This window comes from Micromonospora sp. LHW51205, assembly GCF_003315815.1.
Taxonomy (GTDB): Bacteria; Actinomycetota; Actinomycetes; order Mycobacteriales; family Micromonosporaceae; genus Micromonospora; species Micromonospora chalcea.
Map to the genome: position 1 here is coordinate 856,383 of NZ_QMEZ01000002.1, position 18,544 is coordinate 874,926.

Annotated in this window: 19 protein-coding genes; 4 read left to right on the forward strand and 15 right to left on the reverse strand. The window is 72.7% G+C overall.

The genetic code is table 11. The annotated features are described in order from the left end of the window. Window positions 1–2: 2 nt before the first annotated feature. The 8 genes from DQE82_RS11970 to DQE82_RS12005 form a co-directional block, all read right to left on the reverse strand. Entirely contained in the window at window positions 3–1,181 is a 1,179-nt protein-coding gene (locus DQE82_RS11970; protein ID WP_113972680.1) for an acyltransferase, read from the reverse strand. Between the two features lie 150 nt (window positions 1,182–1,331). Next, window positions 1,332–2,228: a GTPase Era gene (gene era / locus DQE82_RS11975; RefSeq protein WP_064448689.1), complete on the reverse strand. Its 897-nt coding sequence runs from the start codon at window positions 2,226–2,228 to the stop codon at window positions 1,332–1,334. After that, window positions 2,225–2,611 carry a hypothetical protein gene (locus DQE82_RS11980; RefSeq protein ID WP_030503128.1) on the reverse strand — a complete coding sequence of 129 codons (387 nt, stop codon included), beginning with the start codon at window positions 2,609–2,611 and terminating at the stop codon, window positions 2,225–2,227. Before DQE82_RS11980 ends, era begins: the two co-directional genes overlap by 4 nt. Continuing rightward, entirely contained in the window at window positions 2,604–4,013 is a 1,410-nt protein-coding gene (locus tag DQE82_RS11985) for a hemolysin family protein (protein ID WP_181373794.1), read from the reverse strand. The genes DQE82_RS11980 and DQE82_RS11985 overlap by 8 nt, the downstream gene beginning before the upstream one ends. Further along, window positions 3,989–4,462 carry an rRNA maturation RNase YbeY gene (gene ybeY, locus DQE82_RS11990; protein WP_113972681.1) on the reverse strand — a complete coding sequence of 158 codons (474 nt, stop codon included), beginning with the start codon at window positions 4,460–4,462 and terminating at the stop codon, window positions 3,989–3,991. The genes DQE82_RS11985 and ybeY overlap by 25 nt, the downstream gene beginning before the upstream one ends. Before the next feature lie 38 nt (window positions 4,463–4,500). Beyond that, on the reverse strand, window positions 4,501–5,559 hold the full coding sequence (locus DQE82_RS11995) for a PhoH family protein (protein WP_030503125.1): 1,059 nt from the start codon (window positions 5,557–5,559) through the stop codon (window positions 4,501–4,503). A 134-nt stretch (window positions 5,560–5,693) separates the two neighbouring features. Next, window positions 5,694–7,070 carry a serine hydrolase gene (locus DQE82_RS12000; RefSeq protein WP_113972682.1) on the reverse strand — a complete coding sequence of 459 codons (1,377 nt, stop codon included), beginning with the start codon at window positions 7,068–7,070 and terminating at the stop codon, window positions 5,694–5,696. Then, window positions 7,067–7,411, reverse strand: coding sequence for a histidine triad nucleotide-binding protein (locus tag DQE82_RS12005; protein ID WP_013475524.1), 345 nt, complete (start codon window positions 7,409–7,411; stop codon window positions 7,067–7,069). Before DQE82_RS12005 ends, DQE82_RS12000 begins: the two co-directional genes overlap by 4 nt. A gap of 93 nt (window positions 7,412–7,504) precedes the next feature. On the opposite strand from DQE82_RS12005, the gene DQE82_RS12010 reads away from it, so the two are divergent. After that, entirely contained in the window at window positions 7,505–8,266 is a 762-nt protein-coding gene (locus tag DQE82_RS12010) for an SDR family NAD(P)-dependent oxidoreductase (RefSeq protein ID WP_113972683.1), read from the forward strand. Between the two features lie 15 nt (window positions 8,267–8,281). Here the strand turns inward: DQE82_RS12010 and DQE82_RS12015 are convergent, their stop codons facing one another. The 3 genes from DQE82_RS12015 to hrcA all read right to left on the reverse strand — a co-directional run bounded on the left by DQE82_RS12015 (window position 8,282) and on the right by hrcA (window position 11,259). Then, entirely contained in the window at window positions 8,282–9,016 is a 735-nt protein-coding gene (locus tag DQE82_RS12015) for a 16S rRNA (uracil(1498)-N(3))-methyltransferase (RefSeq protein ID WP_064448691.1), read from the reverse strand. Window position 9,017: 1 nt separating this feature from the next. Next, window positions 9,018–10,163, reverse strand: a complete 1,146-nt coding sequence (gene dnaJ, locus DQE82_RS12020) for a molecular chaperone DnaJ (RefSeq protein ID WP_176722776.1) — start codon at window positions 10,161–10,163, stop codon at window positions 9,018–9,020. A gap of 73 nt (window positions 10,164–10,236) precedes the next feature. Further along, window positions 10,237–11,259, reverse strand: a complete 1,023-nt coding sequence (gene hrcA / locus DQE82_RS12025; protein ID WP_030503120.1) for a heat-inducible transcriptional repressor HrcA — start codon at window positions 11,257–11,259, stop codon at window positions 10,237–10,239. Window positions 11,260–11,492: 233 nt separating this feature from the next. On the opposite strand from hrcA, the gene DQE82_RS12030 reads away from it, so the two are divergent. Then, window positions 11,493–12,137, forward strand: coding sequence for a DUF4870 domain-containing protein (locus DQE82_RS12030; protein WP_082931180.1), 645 nt, complete (start codon window positions 11,493–11,495; stop codon window positions 12,135–12,137). Between the two features lie 39 nt (window positions 12,138–12,176). On the opposite strand, the gene hemW is transcribed toward DQE82_RS12030, so the two are convergent. Continuing rightward, the gene (hemW, locus tag DQE82_RS12035; protein WP_176722777.1) at window positions 12,177–13,400 is read right to left on the reverse strand and encodes a radical SAM family heme chaperone HemW; all 1,224 of its coding nucleotides are present in this window, start codon (window positions 13,398–13,400) and stop codon (window positions 12,177–12,179) included. Window positions 13,401–13,419: 19 nt separating this feature from the next. Between hemW and DQE82_RS12040 the strand changes: the two genes are divergently transcribed. Both DQE82_RS12040 and DQE82_RS12045 read left to right on the forward strand, forming a co-directional pair. Then, a complete protein-coding gene (locus DQE82_RS12040; RefSeq protein WP_043331020.1) occupies window positions 13,420–14,205 on the forward strand; it encodes an enoyl-CoA hydratase-related protein in 786 nt (261 codons plus the stop codon). 149 nt (window positions 14,206–14,354) lie between these two features. After that, window positions 14,355–15,215: a hypothetical protein gene (locus DQE82_RS12045; protein WP_176722778.1), complete on the forward strand. Its 861-nt coding sequence runs from the start codon at window positions 14,355–14,357 to the stop codon at window positions 15,213–15,215. Between the two features lie 13 nt (window positions 15,216–15,228). Here DQE82_RS12045 and DQE82_RS12050 read toward each other — a convergent pair whose 3' ends face one another. From DQE82_RS12050 to DQE82_RS12060, 3 genes are read right to left on the reverse strand one after another with little or no spacing between them, the layout of a single operon-like run. Then, window positions 15,229–16,062 carry a carbohydrate ABC transporter permease gene (locus tag DQE82_RS12050; protein WP_069087979.1) on the reverse strand — a complete coding sequence of 278 codons (834 nt, stop codon included), beginning with the start codon at window positions 16,060–16,062 and terminating at the stop codon, window positions 15,229–15,231. Continuing rightward, window positions 16,059–17,045 (reverse strand): carbohydrate ABC transporter permease, encoded by a 987-nt coding sequence (locus tag DQE82_RS12055; RefSeq protein ID WP_064448693.1) that lies wholly within the window; start codon window positions 17,043–17,045, stop codon window positions 16,059–16,061. The genes DQE82_RS12050 and DQE82_RS12055 overlap by 4 nt, the downstream gene beginning before the upstream one ends. Next, entirely contained in the window at window positions 17,042–18,334 is a 1,293-nt protein-coding gene (locus tag DQE82_RS12060; RefSeq protein ID WP_113972684.1) for a sugar ABC transporter substrate-binding protein, read from the reverse strand. The genes DQE82_RS12055 and DQE82_RS12060 overlap by 4 nt, the downstream gene beginning before the upstream one ends. Window positions 18,335–18,544 lie beyond the last annotated feature (210 nt).

Genomic DNA, 18,544 nt, shown 5'->3' on the forward strand with positions numbered 1-18,544 from the left:
GGTCAGTCGGCGGCCGGGGCGTCCCGCCGGTGGCCGCCCGCGCCCGGCGGCGGGTCGTCCGCCCGGTCCACCGCGCGGCGCGGCGACGGGATCCGGGCGCCGGCGCCCACCAGCCCGTCCTGGGCGCCGGCGGGAGCCGGGCTGGCCGGGGCGGCCGCCGCCCGCTCCGCCACGGTCCGCCGCGGCCTGCCGGGCAGCAGTTCCGGGGTACGCCGGGCGGCCACGTCCTCGACCCAGCCGACCATCAGCGTCACCACGCCGACCAGCGCGAAGACCAGCCCCACCCGCAGCCACAGGCCGACCGGGTCGCGTGGCGACCAGCCGACCAGGCCGACGAGCGGGGTGAGCGCCACCACGAACGGCATGTGCCAGAGGTAGATGGTCAGCGCGCGCCGGTTCACCACCGTCACCGCGCGGCCGAGCGCCGGCACGCGGTCGACCCAGGTCACCCCGGCCGGCGCGCGGCCGATCGTGACCAGGATGAACGCGGCCGACCAGAGCGCGTTGCCCAGCGGGATGTCGTTGATGTCGTACCCGCGCGGGCCGGGATGGGTGAAGATCCAGGCCAGGCCGGCCGCGCCGACGACGGCGGCCACCGGCAGCAGCACCCGGTTGCGCATCCGGCGCAGCAGCCCGTCGTGGTGGGCGAAGCCGAGCAGCCAGGCGCCGAAGTAGAGGCCGAACTCGCGCAGCACCGTCGGCGGGTTCGCCAGGATGCCGGCCTCGATCGCGACCAGGAGCAGGTACGGCGCGGCCAGCGTGGGCAGCGGCGCCCGGCGGAACAGCCACAGCACGAACGGTGAGGCGAGCACGAACCACAGGTAGTCCCGCAGGTACCAGATCGGGCTGAGCGCCAGCCCGCCCCAGTAGTTGGCCGGTGGGTCACTGATCGGGAACAGCCAGAGCAGCACCTTCGGGCCGAACGCCAGCCCGGTGAGTAGCATGGCCGGCACGAAGACGGCGGCGACCACCCACAGCGACGGCAGCAGCCGGCGCAGCCGCCGCCCGACCGCGCCCACCCCGCTGCGGTCCAGCGACGCGGCCATCAGCGACCCGGCCAGGGCGAACATCACCGACATCGCCGGGAACACCAGCGTGAGCGTGGCGTAGCCGGTGACGTGGTACGTGACGACTCGGAGGATGGCCAGGAAGCGCAGCAGGTCCAGATAGCGGTTTCGCATCAGCTCGCGGCGGGGTCCGGGGGCAGAGACAATGGTCCCTACCCTGCTCCCGGACACCTCGAAACAACCACAGACGCCTATGAAAAGTGAGATGTCCCATAGGCCTGACTGATCCTGATCACCCGTCGCCGAGCACGCCCGGCCGAGGGCTCAGAAGCCGAGCTTGCGCAGCTGCTTCGGGTCGCGCTGCCAGTCCTTCGCCACCCGTACGTGCAGGTCGAGGTAGACCCGGGTGCCGAGCAGCTCCTCGATCTGCCGCCGGGCGGTGGTGCCGACGTGCTTGAGGCGGCTGCCCCGGTGGCCGATGACGATGGCCTTCTGGCTCGACCGCTCGACGTACACGTCGGCGTAGATCTTGGTGAGGTTGCCCTCCGGGATCATCTCCTCGACCACCACCGCGATGGAGTGCGGCAGCTCGTCGCGTACGCCCTCCAGCGCCGCCTCGCGGACCAGCTCCGCCACCAGGACCTGCTCCGGGTCGTCGGTGAGCATGTCGTCCGGGTAGAGCTGCGGCGAGGGCGGCAGGTAGCCGGTCATCACGTCGACGAGCGTGTCGACCTGGTGCCCGGAGACGGCACTGACCGGCACCACGGCGGCGAACTCGCCCAGCTCGCTGACCGCGAGCAACTGCTCGGCCAGCCGCTTCTTGTCCACCAGGTCGGTCTTGGTGACCACCGCCAGCACGGTGGCCTTCAGGCTCGCCAGCTCGCCGGTGATGAAGCGGTCGCCCCGGCCGACCGGCTCGTTCGCCGGCACGCACAGGCCGATCACGTCGACCTCGCTCCACGTCTCCCGGACCAGGTCGTTGAGGCGCTCACCGAGAAGCGTCCGGGGGCGGTGCAGGCCCGGGGTGTCGACCAGCACGAGCTGCGAGTCCGGCCGGTGCAGCACCGCCCGGATGATGTGCCGGGTGGTCTGCGGCTTGTTCGAGGTGATCGCGATCTTGGTGCCGACGATCGCGTTCGTGAGCGTCGACTTGCCGGCGTTCGGCCGCCCAACGAAACAAGCGAAACCGGCCCGGTAGGGACGCGCCTCAGGCGTGGTCACTCGACCACCGTGCCGAGCACGGCGCCGTCCGGCGCGGCCACGTGGATCGGCGCGTCGGCGGACAGGTCACGCACCGCCGCGTGCCCCGCCCCGTCCAGCGTCGACGCCTCGGTCACCACCACAGCGGCCTCCAGCCGGCTCGCGCCCGCCGCCACCGCCGAGGCGACAGCCAGCTGGAGCGCGGTGAGCGTCAACGACGGCAGCGCAACGCTCGCCGCCGCGTACGTCCGGCCGTCCTGGTCGCGGACCGCGGCGCCCTCCACTGCCGCCACCCGGCCCCGCGCGCCCCGGGCCAGCACGACGAGCTTGGCGTCCTCGGCGCTCAGCTCGGCCGGATCAGCCGGGGTGGGCAGGGCGGCGGGCACGGCGGGTGTCTCAGGCATCGGCGGATTGCCTCTCCTCGGAACGGTTGTTGTCGCCACGGGAATCGGGCGGGTCGTTTCGGTTCGCGCCCTCCGGCGCGTCGCCCCGGTCGACGCGGCTCACCAGAACCGTGTCGATCCGGTTGCGCCGGCCGGTGGTGCCCTCGGCCATCAACCGCAGGCCGGCCACCTCGGCCTCGGCGCCCGGGATGGGCACCCGGCCGAGCGCCTGCGCCAGCAGGCCACCGACCGTCTCCACCTCGTCGGTGGGCAGCTCGGTGTCGAACAGCTCGCCCAGATTCTCCACCGGCAGCCGCGCGGTCACCCGCACGGCCCCGTCCGGCAGATGCTCGACCGGCGGGCGCTCGACATCGTACTCGTCGGTGATCTCCCCGACGATCTCCTCCAGGATGTCCTCGATGGTGACGAGCCCGCCGGTGCCGCCGTACTCGTCGACCACGATGACCAGGTGGTTGCGGGCCGCCTGCATCTCCGAGAGCAGGTCGTCCACCGGCTTGGACTCCGGCACGAACGTGGCCGGGCGCATCAGCTCGGCCACCGGCATCTGCCGGGCCGCCTGGTCGCCCTGCACCCGCCGGATCAGGTCCTTGAGGTAGAGCACGCCGAGCACGTCGTCGACGTTCTCGCCGATCACCGGGATGCGGCTGAACCCGGAGCGCAGGAACAACGCCAGCGCCTGGGCGAGCGTCTTGCGCTCCTCGATCCACACCATCTCGGTACGCGGCACCATCACCTCGCGCGCGATGGTGTCGCCGAGCGCGAAGACCGAGTGGATCATCTGGCGCTCGCCGTGCTCCACCACGCCGCGCTGCTCGGCCAGGTCGACCAGTTCCCGCAGCTCCACCTGGGTCGCGAACGGCCCCTCGCGGAAGCCCTTGCCCGGGGTGACCGCGTTGCCGATCAGGATCAGCAGCGACGCCAGCGGGTTGAGCGCGCGGCCCAGCCAGCGCACCAGCGGCGCGACCGCCCGGCCGACCGCGTACGCGTGCTGGCGGCCGATCGTGCGCGGCCCGACCCCGACCACCACGAAGCTCACCACCGTCATCGCGCCGGCGGTCACCAGCGCCGCCCGCCAGCCCGCGCCGAACGTGTCCACAGCCACCAGCGCGACCAGCGTGGTGGCGGTCAGCTCGGCCAGCAGCCGCAGCAGGAGCAGCAGGTTCAGATGGCGGACCACGTCACCGGCGACCACCTGCAGGGCCCGCCCGCCGCGCGCCCCGTCCCGGGTCAGCTCCGCGGCGCGGGCCGGGGAGACCGCTGCGAGCGCCGCCTCGGTCATCGCGATCAGGCCGGCGAGGACCACCAGCCCGGCGGCGAAGACCAGGAGTTGAAGATCGGGCAGGCCGGCGGGCGCGCGGACCGCCGCCAAGGTGTCCATCACCGCGACCGGGTCGACCGCCAGCTGGCCAGCAGCCGGGCCTGGAAACCGAACATCTCCCGCTCCTCCTCGGGCTCGGCGTGGTCGTAGCCCAGCAGGTGCAGCACGCCGTGCACGGTGAGCAGGTGCAGCTCGTCGGCCGCCGAGTGCCCGGCCACGGCGGCCTGCTTGGCCGCCACCTCCGGACAGAGCACGATGTCGCCGAGCAGGGCCGGCTCACCGCCGGCCGGGGCGCTCTCGCCCGGGCCGTGGTCGACGCTGCCCTCGTCCATGGGGAAGGCGAGCACGTCGGTCGGGCCGTCGCCGCCCATCCAGCGGTGGTTCAGCTCCGACATGTACTCGATGTCGACGAGCAGCACGGACAGCTCGGCGAGGGGGTTGACCCCCATCTCGTCGAGGGCGTGCCGCGCGACGGCGAGCACGGCGTCGGTGTCGACCTCGACACCCGACTCGTTGGCGATCTCGATGGACAACTGTCTTCCTCTGATGGTGTGACGGCTTGCGCCGGTGGTCAGCGGCGCCGGCCGGCCCGGCCGCCCTGGGCGGTCCGCCCGGGTACGGCGTGCACGCTCTGGGCCTGCTGGTTCTCCCGCTCGGCGTCCCAGCGGGCGTACGCGTCGACGATCTCACCCACCAGCTTGTGGCGGACCACGTCGGAGCTGGAGAGCTGGGCGAAGTGCACGTCCTCGACGTTGTTCAGGATCTCCCGGACCACGCGCAGGCCGCTGGTCGTCCCGCCGGGAAGGTCCACCTGGGTGACGTCACCGGTGACGACGATCTTGGAGCCGAAGCCGAGCCGGGTGAGGAACATCTTCATCTGCTCGGGCGTGGTGTTCTGCGCCTCGTCCAGGATGATGAACGCGTCATTAAGCGTGCGGCCCCTCATGTATGCCAGCGGCGCGACCTCGATCGTCCCGGCGGCCATCAGCTTCGGGATGGTCTCCGGGTCGAGCATGTCGTGCAGCGCGTCGTAGAGCGGGCGCAGGTAGGGGTCGATCTTCTCGTTCAGGGTGCCGGGCAGGAAGCCCAGCCGCTCCCCCGCCTCGACCGCCGGGCGGGTCAGGATGATCCGGTTGACCTGCTTGGCCTGCAGCGCCTGCACTGCCTTCGCCATCGCGAGGTAGGTCTTGCCGGTACCGGCCGGGCCGATCCCGAAGACGATGGTGTGCGCGTCGATCGCGTCGACGTACTTCTTCTGCCCGAGCGTCTTGGGACGGATGGTGCGGCCGCGCCGGGAGAGGATGTTGAGCGTCAGAACCTCGGCGGGCCGCTCGGCGCCGCCCTGCTCGAGCATGCCGACGGTACGCCGTACCGCGTCTGTGGTCAGGGTCTCGCCTTTCTCGATCAGTTCGAGCAGCTCACTGAAGAGACGCTCGGCGAGGGCGTTGTCGGCGGGCGCGCCGGTGATGGTGATCTCGTTGCCGCGCACGTGGACGTCGCTGTTGACCGAACGCTCGACGAGTCGCAGGATCTCGTCGCCCGCGCCGAGCAGGTTCACCATGATCTTCTGGTCTCCGACCGTGATCCTGGTCTGCACGCGCGGCGTGCCGGGAGGTGGGGTGCCGGTCATAGGTCGGGCCGTCGGGCCCTGCGCCACCTGCTCTCCGCTTCTCTGTGCCGGGCCCTGCTGGCGCGGCGTACGGTTACCTCCCATCGTATCGGGTCGGCACCGCGCACACCGCGCCCATTTCCGGCGCTCGGCGATCAGTCACCGGCGCGGAAGTCGTACCCGTCGAAGGTCTCCTGGCGGCGGGTGAAGCGGTAGGTCGCCCAGTGCATCCGGACCACCACGCCGTGCTCGTCGCGCGTGAGCCGCAGCAGCTCCCCCACCTCGCGGCCGGAGACCGTGCGGAACACGTCCGGCCGGTCCGGCAGCGGCGCGAACACCGCCGGCGGCTTCCCGGCCGGGTCGTCCGCGCCCCGGGCCCGCAGCGTCCCGTCGTGCCAGGAGAAGACGTACTCGAAACCCTCGCCCCACCAGCGGCCCAGCATGCCGCGCAGGTGCGCCGGCGCGGGCGGGCCGGGACGCCACGGCTCGATCTCCGCCGGGTCGTGCTCGGCGGCGGCGGCGAGCAGCCGGTGCGCCAGGTCGAACACCTCCACGCCGGCGCCGGACGAGCCGAGCACCGCGGCGCCCATCGCCCCGGCGGTGCCCTGCCCGCCGCGCCGCCCGTAGACGGCGGCGAGGAATCCGGGCATCGCGCCGTCGTGCCCCACGTGGGTCACCCGCTCGGGCTGCGGCACCAGGATCAGCCCGAGGCCGAAGCCGGCCGTCCAGACCGACTCGTCGGTGGTGGTGAGCGGCCAGCGCATCTCCTCGACGGTGGCCGCGGCGAGCACCGCGCCGTCCGGGTCGAGCGCCGCCGGGTCGGCCAGGAAGGCGGCCCAGCGGGCCATGTCCGGCGCGGTGCTCCAGAGCTGGGCTGCGGGGGCCACCGCGCCGAAGTCGGCCGGTGGCTCCGGGTGGGCCTCGTCGGAGTACGCGTCGACCAGGAACCCGGTCGCGGCACGCTCGGTCGGGGCCGGACCGGTGGCGGTCAGCCCGAGCGGGGCGAGGACCCGGTCGGCCAGCACCTCGGCCCAGGTCCCGCCGCGCAGCCGGGCCACCATCTCGCCCAGGAGGGCCATGCCGAGGTTGGAGTAGTGGAAGCGCCGCCCGGTGGGCAGCACCCGCTCGACCCGGGCCAGGTCGGCCAGCAGCTCCTCCACGGCCGGGGCGCGCAGGCTGTCCCACACGTCGCCGTGGGGCTCGCGTTGCAGGCCGGCGGTGTGCGACAGCAGCCGGCGTACGGTCAGCTCGCCGTGCGCCGGCAGGTCGAGGTGCCGCCCGACCGGGTCGTCCAGGTCGAGCAGGCCGTCGTCGCGGCACTGCATGACGAGTGCCGCGGTGAACGTCTTGGTGACCGAGCCGATCCGGAACACCGTCTCCGGCCCCAGCGGCGTGTCGTTGCCGGTGTCGCCCACGGCGCAGGTCCAGAGCGGCCGGTCGGCGCGGTGCAGGGCGGCCGACACCGCCGGGATCCGCCCGGTGGCCTGCGCCTGGCGCACCATCCGGCCGAGCCGGTCCGAGACGTCGGTCATCGGCAGAGCATCGGGCCGAGCGGCGCGCCGCCGAGCAGGTGGGCGTGCACGTGGAAGACCTCCTGGCCGCCGTACGGGCCGGTGTTGAACATCAGCCGGAACCCGTCCACGGTCAGGCCCTCCTCCTCGGCCACCACGGCGGCGGTCTGGAGCACCTCCCCGGCCAGTTCGGGCGCGCCCTGGGCCAGCGTGGCCACGTCGGCGTAGTGCTCCTTCGGGATCACCAGCACGTGCGTGGGCGCCTTCGGGTCGATGTCCCGGAAGGCCAGGGTGGTGGCGGTCTCGCGGACGATGGTGGCCGGAATCTCCCCGGCGACGATCCGGCAGAAGAGGCAGTCCATCGCAGCAGTGTAAGGAGGGGCCCCCGCTTAACGCCTCCGGCATGGGAAGGGGCCCTTCTTAACGCCCCGGGCCGGTGCGGCAGGATGGCCGCCATGGCGGGACGGGCGGTGCTGGTGACGGGGGCCTCGCGGGGCATCGGGCGGGCGGTGGCGCGGGCGTTCGCCGCGGATGGGGACCGGGTGGCGATCCACCACCGGGACTCCGCCGAACTGGCCGAGCGGCTGCGCGCCGAACTGCCCGGCGACGGGCACGTGGTGGTACGCGCCGACCTGGCCGACCCTGACGCGGTACGCGCCATGGTGGACGAGGCGGCCCAGCGGCTCGGTGGCCTCGACGTGCTGGTGAACAACGCCGGTGTGTTCGGGCCGGCCGATCCCCCGCACCCGGTCTTCGAGAGCAGCTACGAGCAGTGGCGGGCGCGGTGGCGGGAGGTGCTCGACACCAACCTGGTCGGCGCGGCGAACGCGGCCTGGTGCGCCGCGCAGCACATGCGCGACAGTGGGGGCCGGATCGTCAACGTCTCGTCCCGGGGCGCGTTTCGGGGCGAGCCGGCCAACCCGGCGTACGGCGCCAGCAAGGCCGGGATGAACGCGATGGCCCAGTCGCTGGCGGTGGCCCTGGCGCCGTACGGCATCGGGGTGGCCTGCGTGGCGCCCGGCTTCGTCGAGACGGACATGACCAACGAGCACCTGAAGGCAGAGCGGGGCGAGGCGGTACGCGCGCAGTCCCCGTTCCACCGGGTGGCGCGTCCGGAGGAGATCGCGGCGGCGGTGCACTGGCTGGCGAGCCCCGAGGCCGAGTGGGCGGCGGGAACGATCATCGACCTGAACGGCGCTTCCTACCTCCGCTCCTGACCCACGCCTCCCCCGCTACCAGTGGGTCAGGCGGGTGGCCAGGACTGTCAGGGCTGCCACGCCTGCTGTGGACGTACGCAGCACAGACGGGCCCAGGCGGACCGTGCGGGCGCCCGCCTCGGCGAACGTGGCCAGCTCGTGGTCGGCGATGCCGCCCTCCGGGCCGACCACCAGGACGATCTCCCCGGCCGTCGGCAGGTCGACTGTGGTCAGCCGGTCCTGCGCGCCCTCGTGCAGCACGAACGCGGCGGCCGCGCCGGCGATCCGGCGGGCCACCGTGGCGGTCGACTCGTCCGGGGCGCCGGCCACCACCGGCAGCCACGGACGGCGGGCCTGCTTGGCCGCCTCCCGGGCGGTGGCCACCCACTTCTGCCGGGCCCGTACGCCCCGGTCGCCGCGCCACTGCGCCACCGAGCGGGACGCCGCCCACGGCACGATCTCGTCCACCCCGACCTCGGTCATCGCCTGCACGGCGAGCTCACCCCGGTCACCCTTGGCGATGCCCTGCACCACGACGAGCCGCGGGACGGGCGCGTCCGCGTACCCCCGGCTGGTGACGCGCAGGTCGAGCGTGCCCCGGCCGACGGCGGTGACCACCGCGGCGGCGGTGCCGCCCCGGCCGTCGGCGAGCAGCAGCTCCTCACCGGCCCGCAGCCGCTGCACGGTGGCCGCGTGGTGGCCCTCCGGGCCGTCCAGCGTCAGCGTGTCACCGGTGGGCAGCGCCTCGACCAGGAACAGCGGGGCGGACACCTCAGGCGTGCCCGTTGAAGGCGTCGCGCATCCGGGAGAAGAAGCCGCCCTGCTTGGTCAGCTCGGCGACCTCCTCGCCGCGGGTCTTGGCGAAGTCGCGCAGCATCCGCTCCTGGTCGGCGTCGAGCTTGGTCGGGGTACGCACGTCCAGGTGCACGTAGAGGTCACCCCGGCCGGTGCCGCGCAGGTGCGGTACGCCCCGGGCGCGCAGCCGCAGCGTGCTGCCGGGCTGGGTGCCGGGCTTGACGTCGACGGTCTCCTCGCTGTCCAGCGTCTTGATGGTCAGCCGGGTGCCGAGCGCGGCGGCGGTCATCGGCACCGTCACCCGGCAGTGCAGGTCGTCGCCCTTGCGGGAGTAGACGTCGTGCGGCCGCTCGTGGATCTCCACGTAGAGGTCGCCGGCGGTGCCGCCGCCCGGGCCGACCTCGCCCTGCTGGGCCAGGCGGATCCGCATGCCGTCCTCGACGCCGGCCGGGATCTTGACGGTCAGCGAGCGGCGGGTACGCACCCGGCCCTCACCGGCGCAGGTCGGGCAGGCATGCGGGATGGTGGTGCCGTAGCCCTGGCAGACGGTGCACGGCCGGGCGGAGACCACCTGGCCGAGGAACGTGCGCTGCACCGACTGCACCTCGCCCCGGCCGGCGCACGCCTCGCAGGTGGCCAGGTGGGTGCCGGCGGCGGTGCCGGCGCCGGAGCAGGTGGTGCAGAGCACCGCGGTGTCGACGGTGATCGGCGCCTCGACGCCGAACGCGGTCTCGTTGAGGTCCAGTTCCAGGCGCAGGATCGCGTCCGCGCCGGGCCGGGTGCGCGGCCGGGGTCCCCGGCTGCCGCCCGCTGCGCCGCCGAAGAACGCGTCCATGATGTCCTGGAAACCGACGAACGGACCGGCGCCGCCGGGCCCGCCCGGGCCGCCCATGCCACCGCCGCCGGGGGCGAGCGGGTCGCCGCCGAGGTCGACGATCTGCCGTTTCCGGTCGTCCGAGAGGACCTCGTACGCGGCGTTGATGTCCTTGAACTTCTCCTGGGCCTCCGGGTCCGGATTGACGTCCGGGTGGTACTGCCGCGCCAGCTTGCGGTAGGCGCGCTTGATCTCGTCGTCGGAGGCTTCCCGGCTCACGCCGAGAATGCCGTAGTAGTCCCTGGCCACTGCGTTAGGTGTCCTCATGTTCGTCTCGCGTCGCTCCGGTCGTCGGCCGCAACCGGCCGTCGGCCCTGACTGGTCAGTTCTGGGCCAGCAGTTCGCCCACGTAGCGTGCCACGGCCCTCACCATGGCGATATTGCCGGGGTAGTCCATCCGGGTCGGCCCGAGCACGCCGAGCCCACCGACGATGGTGCTGCCCGGTCCGTAGCCGGTGCTGACCACCGAGGCGGCCCGCAGGTTGTCGAACTCGTTCTCGTCGCCGATCAGCACGCGGGTGGTGCTCGGCTCGGTCTCGCCGATCAGTTTGAGCAGCACTACCTCTTCTTCGAGCGCCTCCAGGATCGGCCGCAGCGAGCCCTGGAAGTCGAGCAGGCCGCCCCGGGTGAGGTTGGCCTGGCCGGCCAGCGCGAGGCGCTCCTCGTGCCGTTCCACGAGCGTCTCCAGCAGCACCGTGGACAGCGTGGTCATGGCCGGGCGCAGGTGCGGCGCGGACTCGTCCACCAGGGCCTGCACCAGCGGCGGCGTCTCGGAGAGCTGGCTGCCGACGAGCTTCTCGTTCACCAGCCGGCGCAGGTCGGTCACGTCGTCGGCGGGAACCGGGGCGGGCAGCTCGACGAGTCGCTGCTCGACCCGGCCGGTGTCGGCGATCATGACGACCATCAGCCGGGTGGTGGAGATCGGCACGAGTTCCAGGTGACGCACCTTGGACCGGGCCAGGCTCGGGTACTGCACCACGGCGACCTGCCGGGTGAGCTGGGCGAGCAGCCGGACCGTGCGGTGCACCACGTCGTCCAGGTCGACCGCGCCGACCAGGAAGCGCTCGATGGCGCGGCGCTCGGCGGGGCTGAGCGGCTTGACCCGGGAGAGCCGGTCCACGAAGAGGCGGTAGCCGCGGTCGGTGGGCACCCGGCCGGCGCTGGTGTGCGGCTGCCGGATGTAGCCCTCCTCCTCCAGCACCGCCATGTCGTTGCGCACCGTCGCCGGGGAGACGCCGAGCTGGTGCCGCTCGACCAGGGCCTTGCTGCCCACCGGCTCCTGCGTGGCGACGTAGTCCTCGACGATCGCGCGCAGCACGGCGAGTTTGCGGTCGTCGAGACCCATGTCCCCACCTCCTGACACACCTCGGCCGGGCCGGCACGCGGCATCCGCCGGGCGGCTGGCACTCGACTGTAGCGAGTGCCAGTCTACGTCGGCACCCCCACCGACGCGATGATCGCCTGACGGACCTGCGGTGCGGCCCACCACACCGCGCGGCACGCCAGGGCCGAACAGCCGGTCACGCTCGGTCTGTGTCGCCCTGGTGCGACTTGCCCGCTGGCCCTACCGTGACCTCCATGACTGAACCTCCTCGCCCTCCCGGAGCAGGGGACTCCGGCCCCCAGCCCGACCCGTCGGCGCCCTACGGCTCCGGCGAGCCGCCCACCGCTCCACTGTCCGGCGCGCCGGGCGCGGGCGGGTATCCCCCGCCCGGTGACTATCCGCCCCCGGGCGGCTACCCGCCCCCCGGTGCCCAGCCTCCGCCGGGCGGCTACCCGCCCCCTGGTGGTTACCCCCCGCCGGCCGGCGCGCCGGGCTACGGCGCCGGTGGCGGCTATCCCGGCGGTGGCGGCTACGGCCCGGCCGGGTACGCCAACAACGACGAGAAGACCTGGGCCCTGGTGGCGCACTTCGGTGGCGCCGCGGGCGTCATCATCGGTGGCGGTCTGCTCGGCTGGGTCGCCCCGCTGATCGCGATGATGACCCGCGGCCAGCAGTCGCCGACCGTACGCGCCCACGCGGTCGCGGCGCTGAACTTCCAGATCACCTGGACCATCGCCAGCGTCCTCGCCTGGGTGATCACGGTCATCACCTGCGGGATCCTGTTCTTCGTCCCGATGCTGGTCTGGCTGGTGCCGCTGATCTTCGGGATCATCGGCGGGGTCAAGGCCAACGAGGGTGTGCTCTACCGCTACCCGATGACCTACAACTTCGTGAAGTGACACCGCCGGCCGGCCGAGGGGGCGGCCGGCCGGCGCCGGTCACGGCAGCAGGTCGCGTACCACCGCGTCGGCCAGCAGCCGTCCGCGCAGCGTCAGCACCACAAGCCCCCGCGCGTACGCCCCGGCGTCGAGCAGCCCAGCGTCCCGGGCCCGCTCGGCGCCCGCCCGGCCGGGCTCGTCCAGCACGTCCAGCGGCAGCCCGGAGGCGAGCCGCACCCGCAGCATCACGTCCTCCATGTGCTGCTCGTCCGCGCTGAGCACCTCCCGGGCCAGTGCCGGCGAGGCGCCCTCGGCCAGCCGCGCCGCGTACGCGCTCGGGTGCTTGACGTTCCACCAGCGCACGCCGCCGACGTGGCTGTGCGCCCCCGGGCCCAGGCCCCACCAGTCGGCGCCGGTCCAGTAGAGCAGGTTGTGCCGGCACGCCGCCGCCGCCGAGCGGGCCCAGTTCGACACCTCGTACCAGGAGAAGCCGGCCGCGCCGAGCGCCGCCTCCGCGGCCAGGTAGCGGTCCGCCGCCACGTCGTCGGAGGGGTACGGCAGCTCGCCCCGGCGCATCCGCGCGGCCAGCCGGGTGCCGTCCTCCACGATCAGGGCGTACGCGCTGACGTGGTCCACCCCGGCGTCGACCACCTGGGCCAGCGAGGCAGCGAAGTCGTCTGCCGTCTCGCCCGGCGTGCCGTAGATCAGGTCCAGGTTCACGTGCTCGAACCCGGCGTCGCGCGCCTCCAGCGCGGCGGCGGTGGCCCGGCCCGCGCTGTGCCGCCGGTCCAGCACCGCGAGCACCCCGGGCGCGGCGGACTGCATGCCCAGCGAGATCCGGGTGTAGCCGGCCGCCCGCAGCGTCTTGAGCGACTCCGGGGTCACCGACTCCGGGTTGGCCTCGGTGGTCACCTCCGCGTCGGCGGCCAGCCCCCAGACGCGGTCGATGCCGTCGAGGATCCGGGCCAGGTCGTCGGCGGGCAGCAGGGTCGGCGTGCCGCCGCCGACGAAGACGGTGTCGACCCGCTGCGGCGGCGAGTCGCCCAGCACCCGGGCGGCCAGCGCCAGCTCGGCCAGCACCGAGTCGGCGTACGTCTCCCGGCTCGCCCCGCCGCCCAGCTCGGAGGCGGTGTACGTGTTGAAGTCGCAGTAACCGCACCGGCTGGCGCAGAACGGCACGTGGACGTACACGCCGAAGCCGCGCGCGCCGACGGCGCGACGGGCGGTGGCGGGCAGCGATCCGTCGCGCGGGACGGGTTCGCCTTCTGGAAGGACGCCGGGCATGGCCACTAGTGTGCCCGGCATGACCTCTCCGGACGCTCTCGTGCGAGTCGCCACGGCCCGTGGGGTGACCACCCTCACCCTGGACAGCCCGCACAACCGCAACGCGCTCTCCACGCCCCTGATGACCCAGCTGCTGGCCGGGCTGGCCGACGCGGTCGCCGACGACGCGGTACGCGCGATCGTGCTCGACCACACCGGCCCGGTCTTCTGCTCCGGCGCCGACCTGAAGGAGACCGCCGCCGCGTACGCCAGTGGCACGGTGCCCGCCGGGATGCTCGGCGACGTGCTGGTGGCGGTGCGGGAGTGCCCGAAGCCGGTGGTCGCGAAGGTCGCCGGGCCGGCCCGGGCCGGTGGGCTGGGCCTGATCGCCGCCGCCGACCTGGCGGTCTGCGCGCAGGAGGCGACGTTCGCGTTCACCGAGGTGCGGATCGGGGTGATCCCGGCGGTGATCTCGGCGACCGTGCTGCCCCGGCTGGACCAGCGGGCCGCCGCCGAGCTGTACCTGACCGGCGACACGTTCGACGGCCGCCGCGCCGCCGAGGTCGGCCTGGTCACCGCCGCGGTGCCGGCCGGCGAGCTGGACGCCGCCGTCGAGCGCTACTGCGCCTCGCTGGTCAGGGGCGCGCCGGGGGCGCTGGCCGGGGCGAAGGAGCTGCTGCGCCGGCCCGCCGCGACGGACCTGCGGGCCGAGATCGCCGAGTTGGCGGCGCTGTCCACCGGGTACTTCCTCTCCGACGAAGGGCGTGAGGGCGTCATGGCGTTCCGGGAGAAGCGTCCCGCCGCCTGGGTGCCCGCCGGAGACTGAGGTACGCGGCGGGGCCCGGCTGGTCACCTTCGGTGGTGGCGGGCCCCGCCCGGCGGCACGGCGCCGGTCACGTGGTGGCGGGACGGCCACTCGGCCGAGACGCGGCGGCGCGGGGCCGACGTACGCTTGGCGGACTGTCGGGACAGGGGGTGCGGGTGCGGACGCGAGCGGCGATCGTGGCATCTGGTGTTGCGGTGTGCGTACTGGCGCTGCTCGCGGTCTATGCCGTGACCAAGCAGTTCGGCGAGCACCTGCGGCTCCCCCTGGCCAGCCGGACCTGCACGGTGCAGGCCGACGGCGAGGTGGTGCTCGGCGCCGACCAGATGGCGAACGCGGCGACCATCGCGGCCATCGGCATGCAGCGCCGGATGCCCGAGCGGGCGGTGGTGGTGGCGCTGGCGACCGCGTACCAGGAGTCGCACCTGCGCAACATCGCGCACGGCGACCGCGACTCGCTCGGCCTGTTCCAGCAGCGCCCGAGCCAGGGCTGGGGCACCCCGGAGCAGGTCCAGGACCCGCGGTACGCGGCGAACAAGTTCTACGCCGCGCTGAAGAAGGTCAAGGGCTGGGAGCGGATGCGGGTCACCGACGCCGCCCAGCGGGTGCAGCGGTCGGCCTTCCCCGAGGCGTACGAGAAGTGGGCCGACGAGTCGGAGGTCCTGACCCGCGCGTTGCTCGGCCACGCGACCGGCGCGGTGGCCTGCACGGTGAGTTCGCCGCCGACGATGCGCGGGCCGGCCGCCGCCAGCGCCGTGCTGGAGAGCCTGTCGCTGGACTGGGGGCTGCCCCGGCTGGCCACGGCGACGGACCTGACCGCGCTCACCGTGCCGGCGGGCGACGACCGCAACGGCTGGCGGTACGCGCACTGGCTGGTCTCGCACGCCGACGACCACGGCGTGAAGAAGGTCCGCTTCGGCAACCTGGAGTGGACCGCCGAGCAGGGCTCCTGGGCCCGGGTGAAGGGCGACCCGGCCACCGAGGTACGCGCCGAGGTGTTCGCCGCGGCCTGACCGGCCGCCGCCCTCAGCCCTTCACAGCTCCCGCGACCAGGCCGGAGACCATCCGGCGCTGCACCAGCAGGAAGAAGACGATCACCGGCAGGGTGAACAGCGTGGACGCGGCCATCACCGAGCCCCAGGCGGTGTCGTCGCGGCCGAAGAAGAACGTCATCGCCACCGGCAGCGTGTACTTCTGCTGGTCGTTGATGAAGGTCAGCGCGAAGATCAGCTCGTTCCAGGCGGTGATGAACGAGAAGATGCTGGTGGCGACCAGGCCGGGCGCGACCAGCGGGAACAGCACCTTGCGGAACGTCTGGGCCCGGCTGGCGCCGTCGATGGCGGCGGCCTCCTCCAGTTCCTTCGGCACCGCGGCGACGAAGCCGCGCAGCATCCAGACCGCGAACGGCAGCGAGAAGCCGAGGTACGTGAGGATCAGGCTGGGCAGCGTGTTGTAGAGACCGAGCCGCTGGATCATCAGGAACAGCGGGATGACCAGCGCCTCCAGCGGGATCATCTGCACCACCAGCAGCATGATCAGGAACGTGGTGCGCAGCTTGAACCGGAACCGGGCCACGGCTGTCGCGGCGAGCAGGGCGACCAGCCCGCTCAGCAGCACCGTGGCCCCCGCGACGAGCACGCTGTTGAGGAAGAAGTCGGTGAACGTCACGCCCGGGATCAGGTTGCCGGTGAGGATCTCCCGGTAGTGCTCCAGCGTCGGCTCGGCCGGCACCGGCCGGGGCGTGGACGAGAAGATCTCCCGGTTGGGCTTCAGCGACGTCGCCAACATCCAGTAGACCGGGAACGCGGCGAAGAGCGCGACCAGCAGGCCCGCGCCGTTGAGGGCGATCTTCTTCATCATTCGTCCTCCTGCCGCAGCACCATGCGGACGTACAGGGCGGTCACCACGAGCAGGATCACGGTGAGGATCACGGCGATGGCGGAGCCGAGGCCGTACTTCGGCGGCGGTGAGAACGCCTCCGCGTACGAGTAGATCGACAGCATGAACGTCGACCGGTCCTGGGTGCCGCCGGCCAGCACGAACTGCTGGGTGAAGACCTTGAAGTCCCAGATCGTGGAGAGCACCACGAGGATGCCGAAGACCGGCCGCAGGATCGGGAACGTCACCTTCCAGAACACCTTCCACGGGCCGGCGCCGTCGACCCGGGCCGCCTCCTGCAACTCCGTCGGCACGCTCTTGAGCCCGGCCAGCACGCTCACCGCGATGAACGGGAACGAGTGCCAGACCACCACGAGCGTCAGGATGGCGAAGAACAGCAGCGGGTCGTTGAACCAGCCGTACCCGGTCCAGTCGCTGCGCCCGAACAGCGCCGTGGACAGCCCGTCGGGAAGCTTGTTGAACAGCCACGTGACCAGGCCGCTCGTGTCGTCGAAGATCCACTTCCAGACGATCGTGCCGGTCAGCGCCGGGGTGGCCCAGGCGAGCATCACGCAGCTCGCCACGAACGTGGCCATCTTCTTGCCCAGGCGGTTGAGCAGCAGCCCGACCAGCGTGCCGAGGACCATCGTGAGCGCCACGTTGGCGACCGCGAACAGCACCGTGTTGCGCAGCACCGTACGGAAGAACGGGTCGCCGAGGATCTGCGCGTAGTTGGCCAGGCCGATCCACGGCCACTCGCGGTCGCCGCGCAGCTGCCGGACGCTGTCCAGCTTGTGGAAGGACATCCACACGACCTGGCCGAGCGGCCAGAGCAGCAGCACGGCGATGATCGCCAGGCAGGGCAGGAGCAGAAGGTACGGAAGGTGGTCCACCCGGCGACGGCGCCGCCGCGCGGGGGTCTCCCGCGCGGCGGCCTCGCCGGTGGCCTCGGTCAGCGTGGTCACTTGGCGTTGAGGATGCTTTCGATCTCGGTGGCCGCGTCGGCGGTGGCCTTCTCGACCGTCTTCTGGCCCTTGATGACCGAGCTGTTCATCGCCTGGGTCACCGTCTTGGTCCGGCTGACCTCGACCCACTTCGGGGTGAGCGGGGTCAGCTTGGTGTTCTGGATGGCCGTGGCGAACGCGGCCATCACCTTGTCGTTGGCGTAGTCACCGCTGCTGACCAGGTCCTGGTAGACCGGGAAGAACCCGAGGCTGCTGGCGAACTCCTTGTCCTTCTGCTTGCTCAGCAGCACGGTCATGTAGTCCCAGGCCAGCGCCTGCCGCTCGCTGTCCTTCCAGATGGCGATGTCGGAGCCACCGGCGAACGCCGGGGCGGCCTTGCCGTCCGGGCCGGGGATCGGGAACGTGCCCCAGACCTTCTCGATGTCCGGGTTGTCCTTCTTCATCGCGCCGCCCTGCCAGCTACCGGCGAACGCCATCGCGGCCTTGCCGGTGGCGAACTGGGTACGGGCGTCGACCTCGTTCCACCCGGCGGCGGCCGGCGGGGCGACCTTGTGCACTGTCACCAGGTCGGTCCAGAACTTGACCGCCTTCTGCGCCTCGGGGGTGTTGTAGCCGGACTTCCAGGCGTCCCCCTCCTTGGTGGCGATCTCCGCGCCGGCACTCCAGAGGAAGGAGTAGAACGGCAGCTCGGAGTTGCCGGGCAGGGCGATGCCGTAGGTGCCGGGCTTCTTGGCCTGCACGGCCTTCGCGGCGGCGACCATCTCGTCCCAGGTCGTCGGCGGCTTCACGCCGGCCTCGGCGAACCAGTCGGTGCGGTAGTAGACGGCGCGCACGCCGGCGTACCACGGCACGCCGTACTGCTTGCCGTCGAGCTGAGCGTTCTTGACCAGGTCGGGCAGGATGTCCTTGCCCTCGGACCAGGCGTTGAACTTGTCCGAGACGTCGGCCAGGGCCTCCTGAGCGGCCCAGCCCTGGGTCTCGGTGTTGCCCAGCTCGGTGACGTCCGGGCCCTCGCCACCGGCGAGCGCGGCCTGGAACTTCTTCGGCGCCTCGAGCCAGGGGATGTACTGCACCACCACGTCGGTCTCGGGGTGCTTCTTCTTGAACTCCGCCTCGACGCTGTCGAGGAACGCGGTCTGGGCGTCGCCGCCCTCACCCATCATCCACACAGTGAGCTTGCTGTTGTCGGCGGCCTTGTCGTCGTCGCCGGAGCCACCGCACGCGGTCAGCACCAACGCGGCCGACGCCACGATGGCGGTGACCGGAGCCAGCCGCTTCCACCTGTTCACGCCATATCTCCCTCAGGGCCGTTTGGCACTAACCTTCTCCGCCGCACCTTAGTAGGAAAATTTCCTTTACAACAGGGGGTGTTCGTGACGGAGGGCACAGGCGACCGTATCGCAGCCGGGGCCCGGCCGACATCGATGCCGTCCGGGCAGTTCAGAGCCCACGAACGCCGACGGGCGCCCGGCCGGTGAGGCCGGGCGCCCGTCGAGGCG

Coding starts and splice junctions, on each gene's coding strand:
- DQE82_RS11970 (WP_113972680.1), bottom strand. CDS start 1,181: ATGCGAAACCGCTATCTGGACCTGCTGCGCTTCCTGGCCATCCTCCGA.
- DQE82_RS11980 (WP_030503128.1), bottom strand. CDS start 2,611: ATGCCTGAGACACCCGCCGTGCCCGCCGCCCTGCCCACCCCGGCTGAT.
- DQE82_RS11995 (WP_030503125.1), bottom strand. CDS start 5,559: ATGACCGGCACCCCACCTCCCGGCACGCCGCGCGTGCAGACCAGGATC.
- DQE82_RS12000 (WP_113972682.1), bottom strand. CDS start 7,070: ATGACCGACGTCTCGGACCGGCTCGGCCGGATGGTGCGCCAGGCGCAG.
- DQE82_RS12005 (WP_013475524.1), bottom strand. CDS start 7,411: ATGGACTGCCTCTTCTGCCGGATCGTCGCCGGGGAGATTCCGGCCACC.
- DQE82_RS12010 (WP_113972683.1), top strand. CDS start 7,505: ATGGCGGGACGGGCGGTGCTGGTGACGGGGGCCTCGCGGGGCATCGGG.
- hrcA (WP_030503120.1), bottom strand. CDS start 11,259: ATGGGTCTCGACGACCGCAAACTCGCCGTGCTGCGCGCGATCGTCGAG.
- DQE82_RS12030 (WP_082931180.1), top strand. CDS start 11,493: ATGACTGAACCTCCTCGCCCTCCCGGAGCAGGGGACTCCGGCCCCCAG.
- hemW (WP_176722777.1), bottom strand. CDS start 13,400: ATGCCCGGCGTCCTTCCAGAAGGCGAACCCGTCCCGCGCGACGGATCG.
- DQE82_RS12040 (WP_043331020.1), top strand. CDS start 13,420: ATGACCTCTCCGGACGCTCTCGTGCGAGTCGCCACGGCCCGTGGGGTG.
- DQE82_RS12050 (WP_069087979.1), bottom strand. CDS start 16,062: ATGATGAAGAAGATCGCCCTCAACGGCGCGGGCCTGCTGGTCGCGCTC.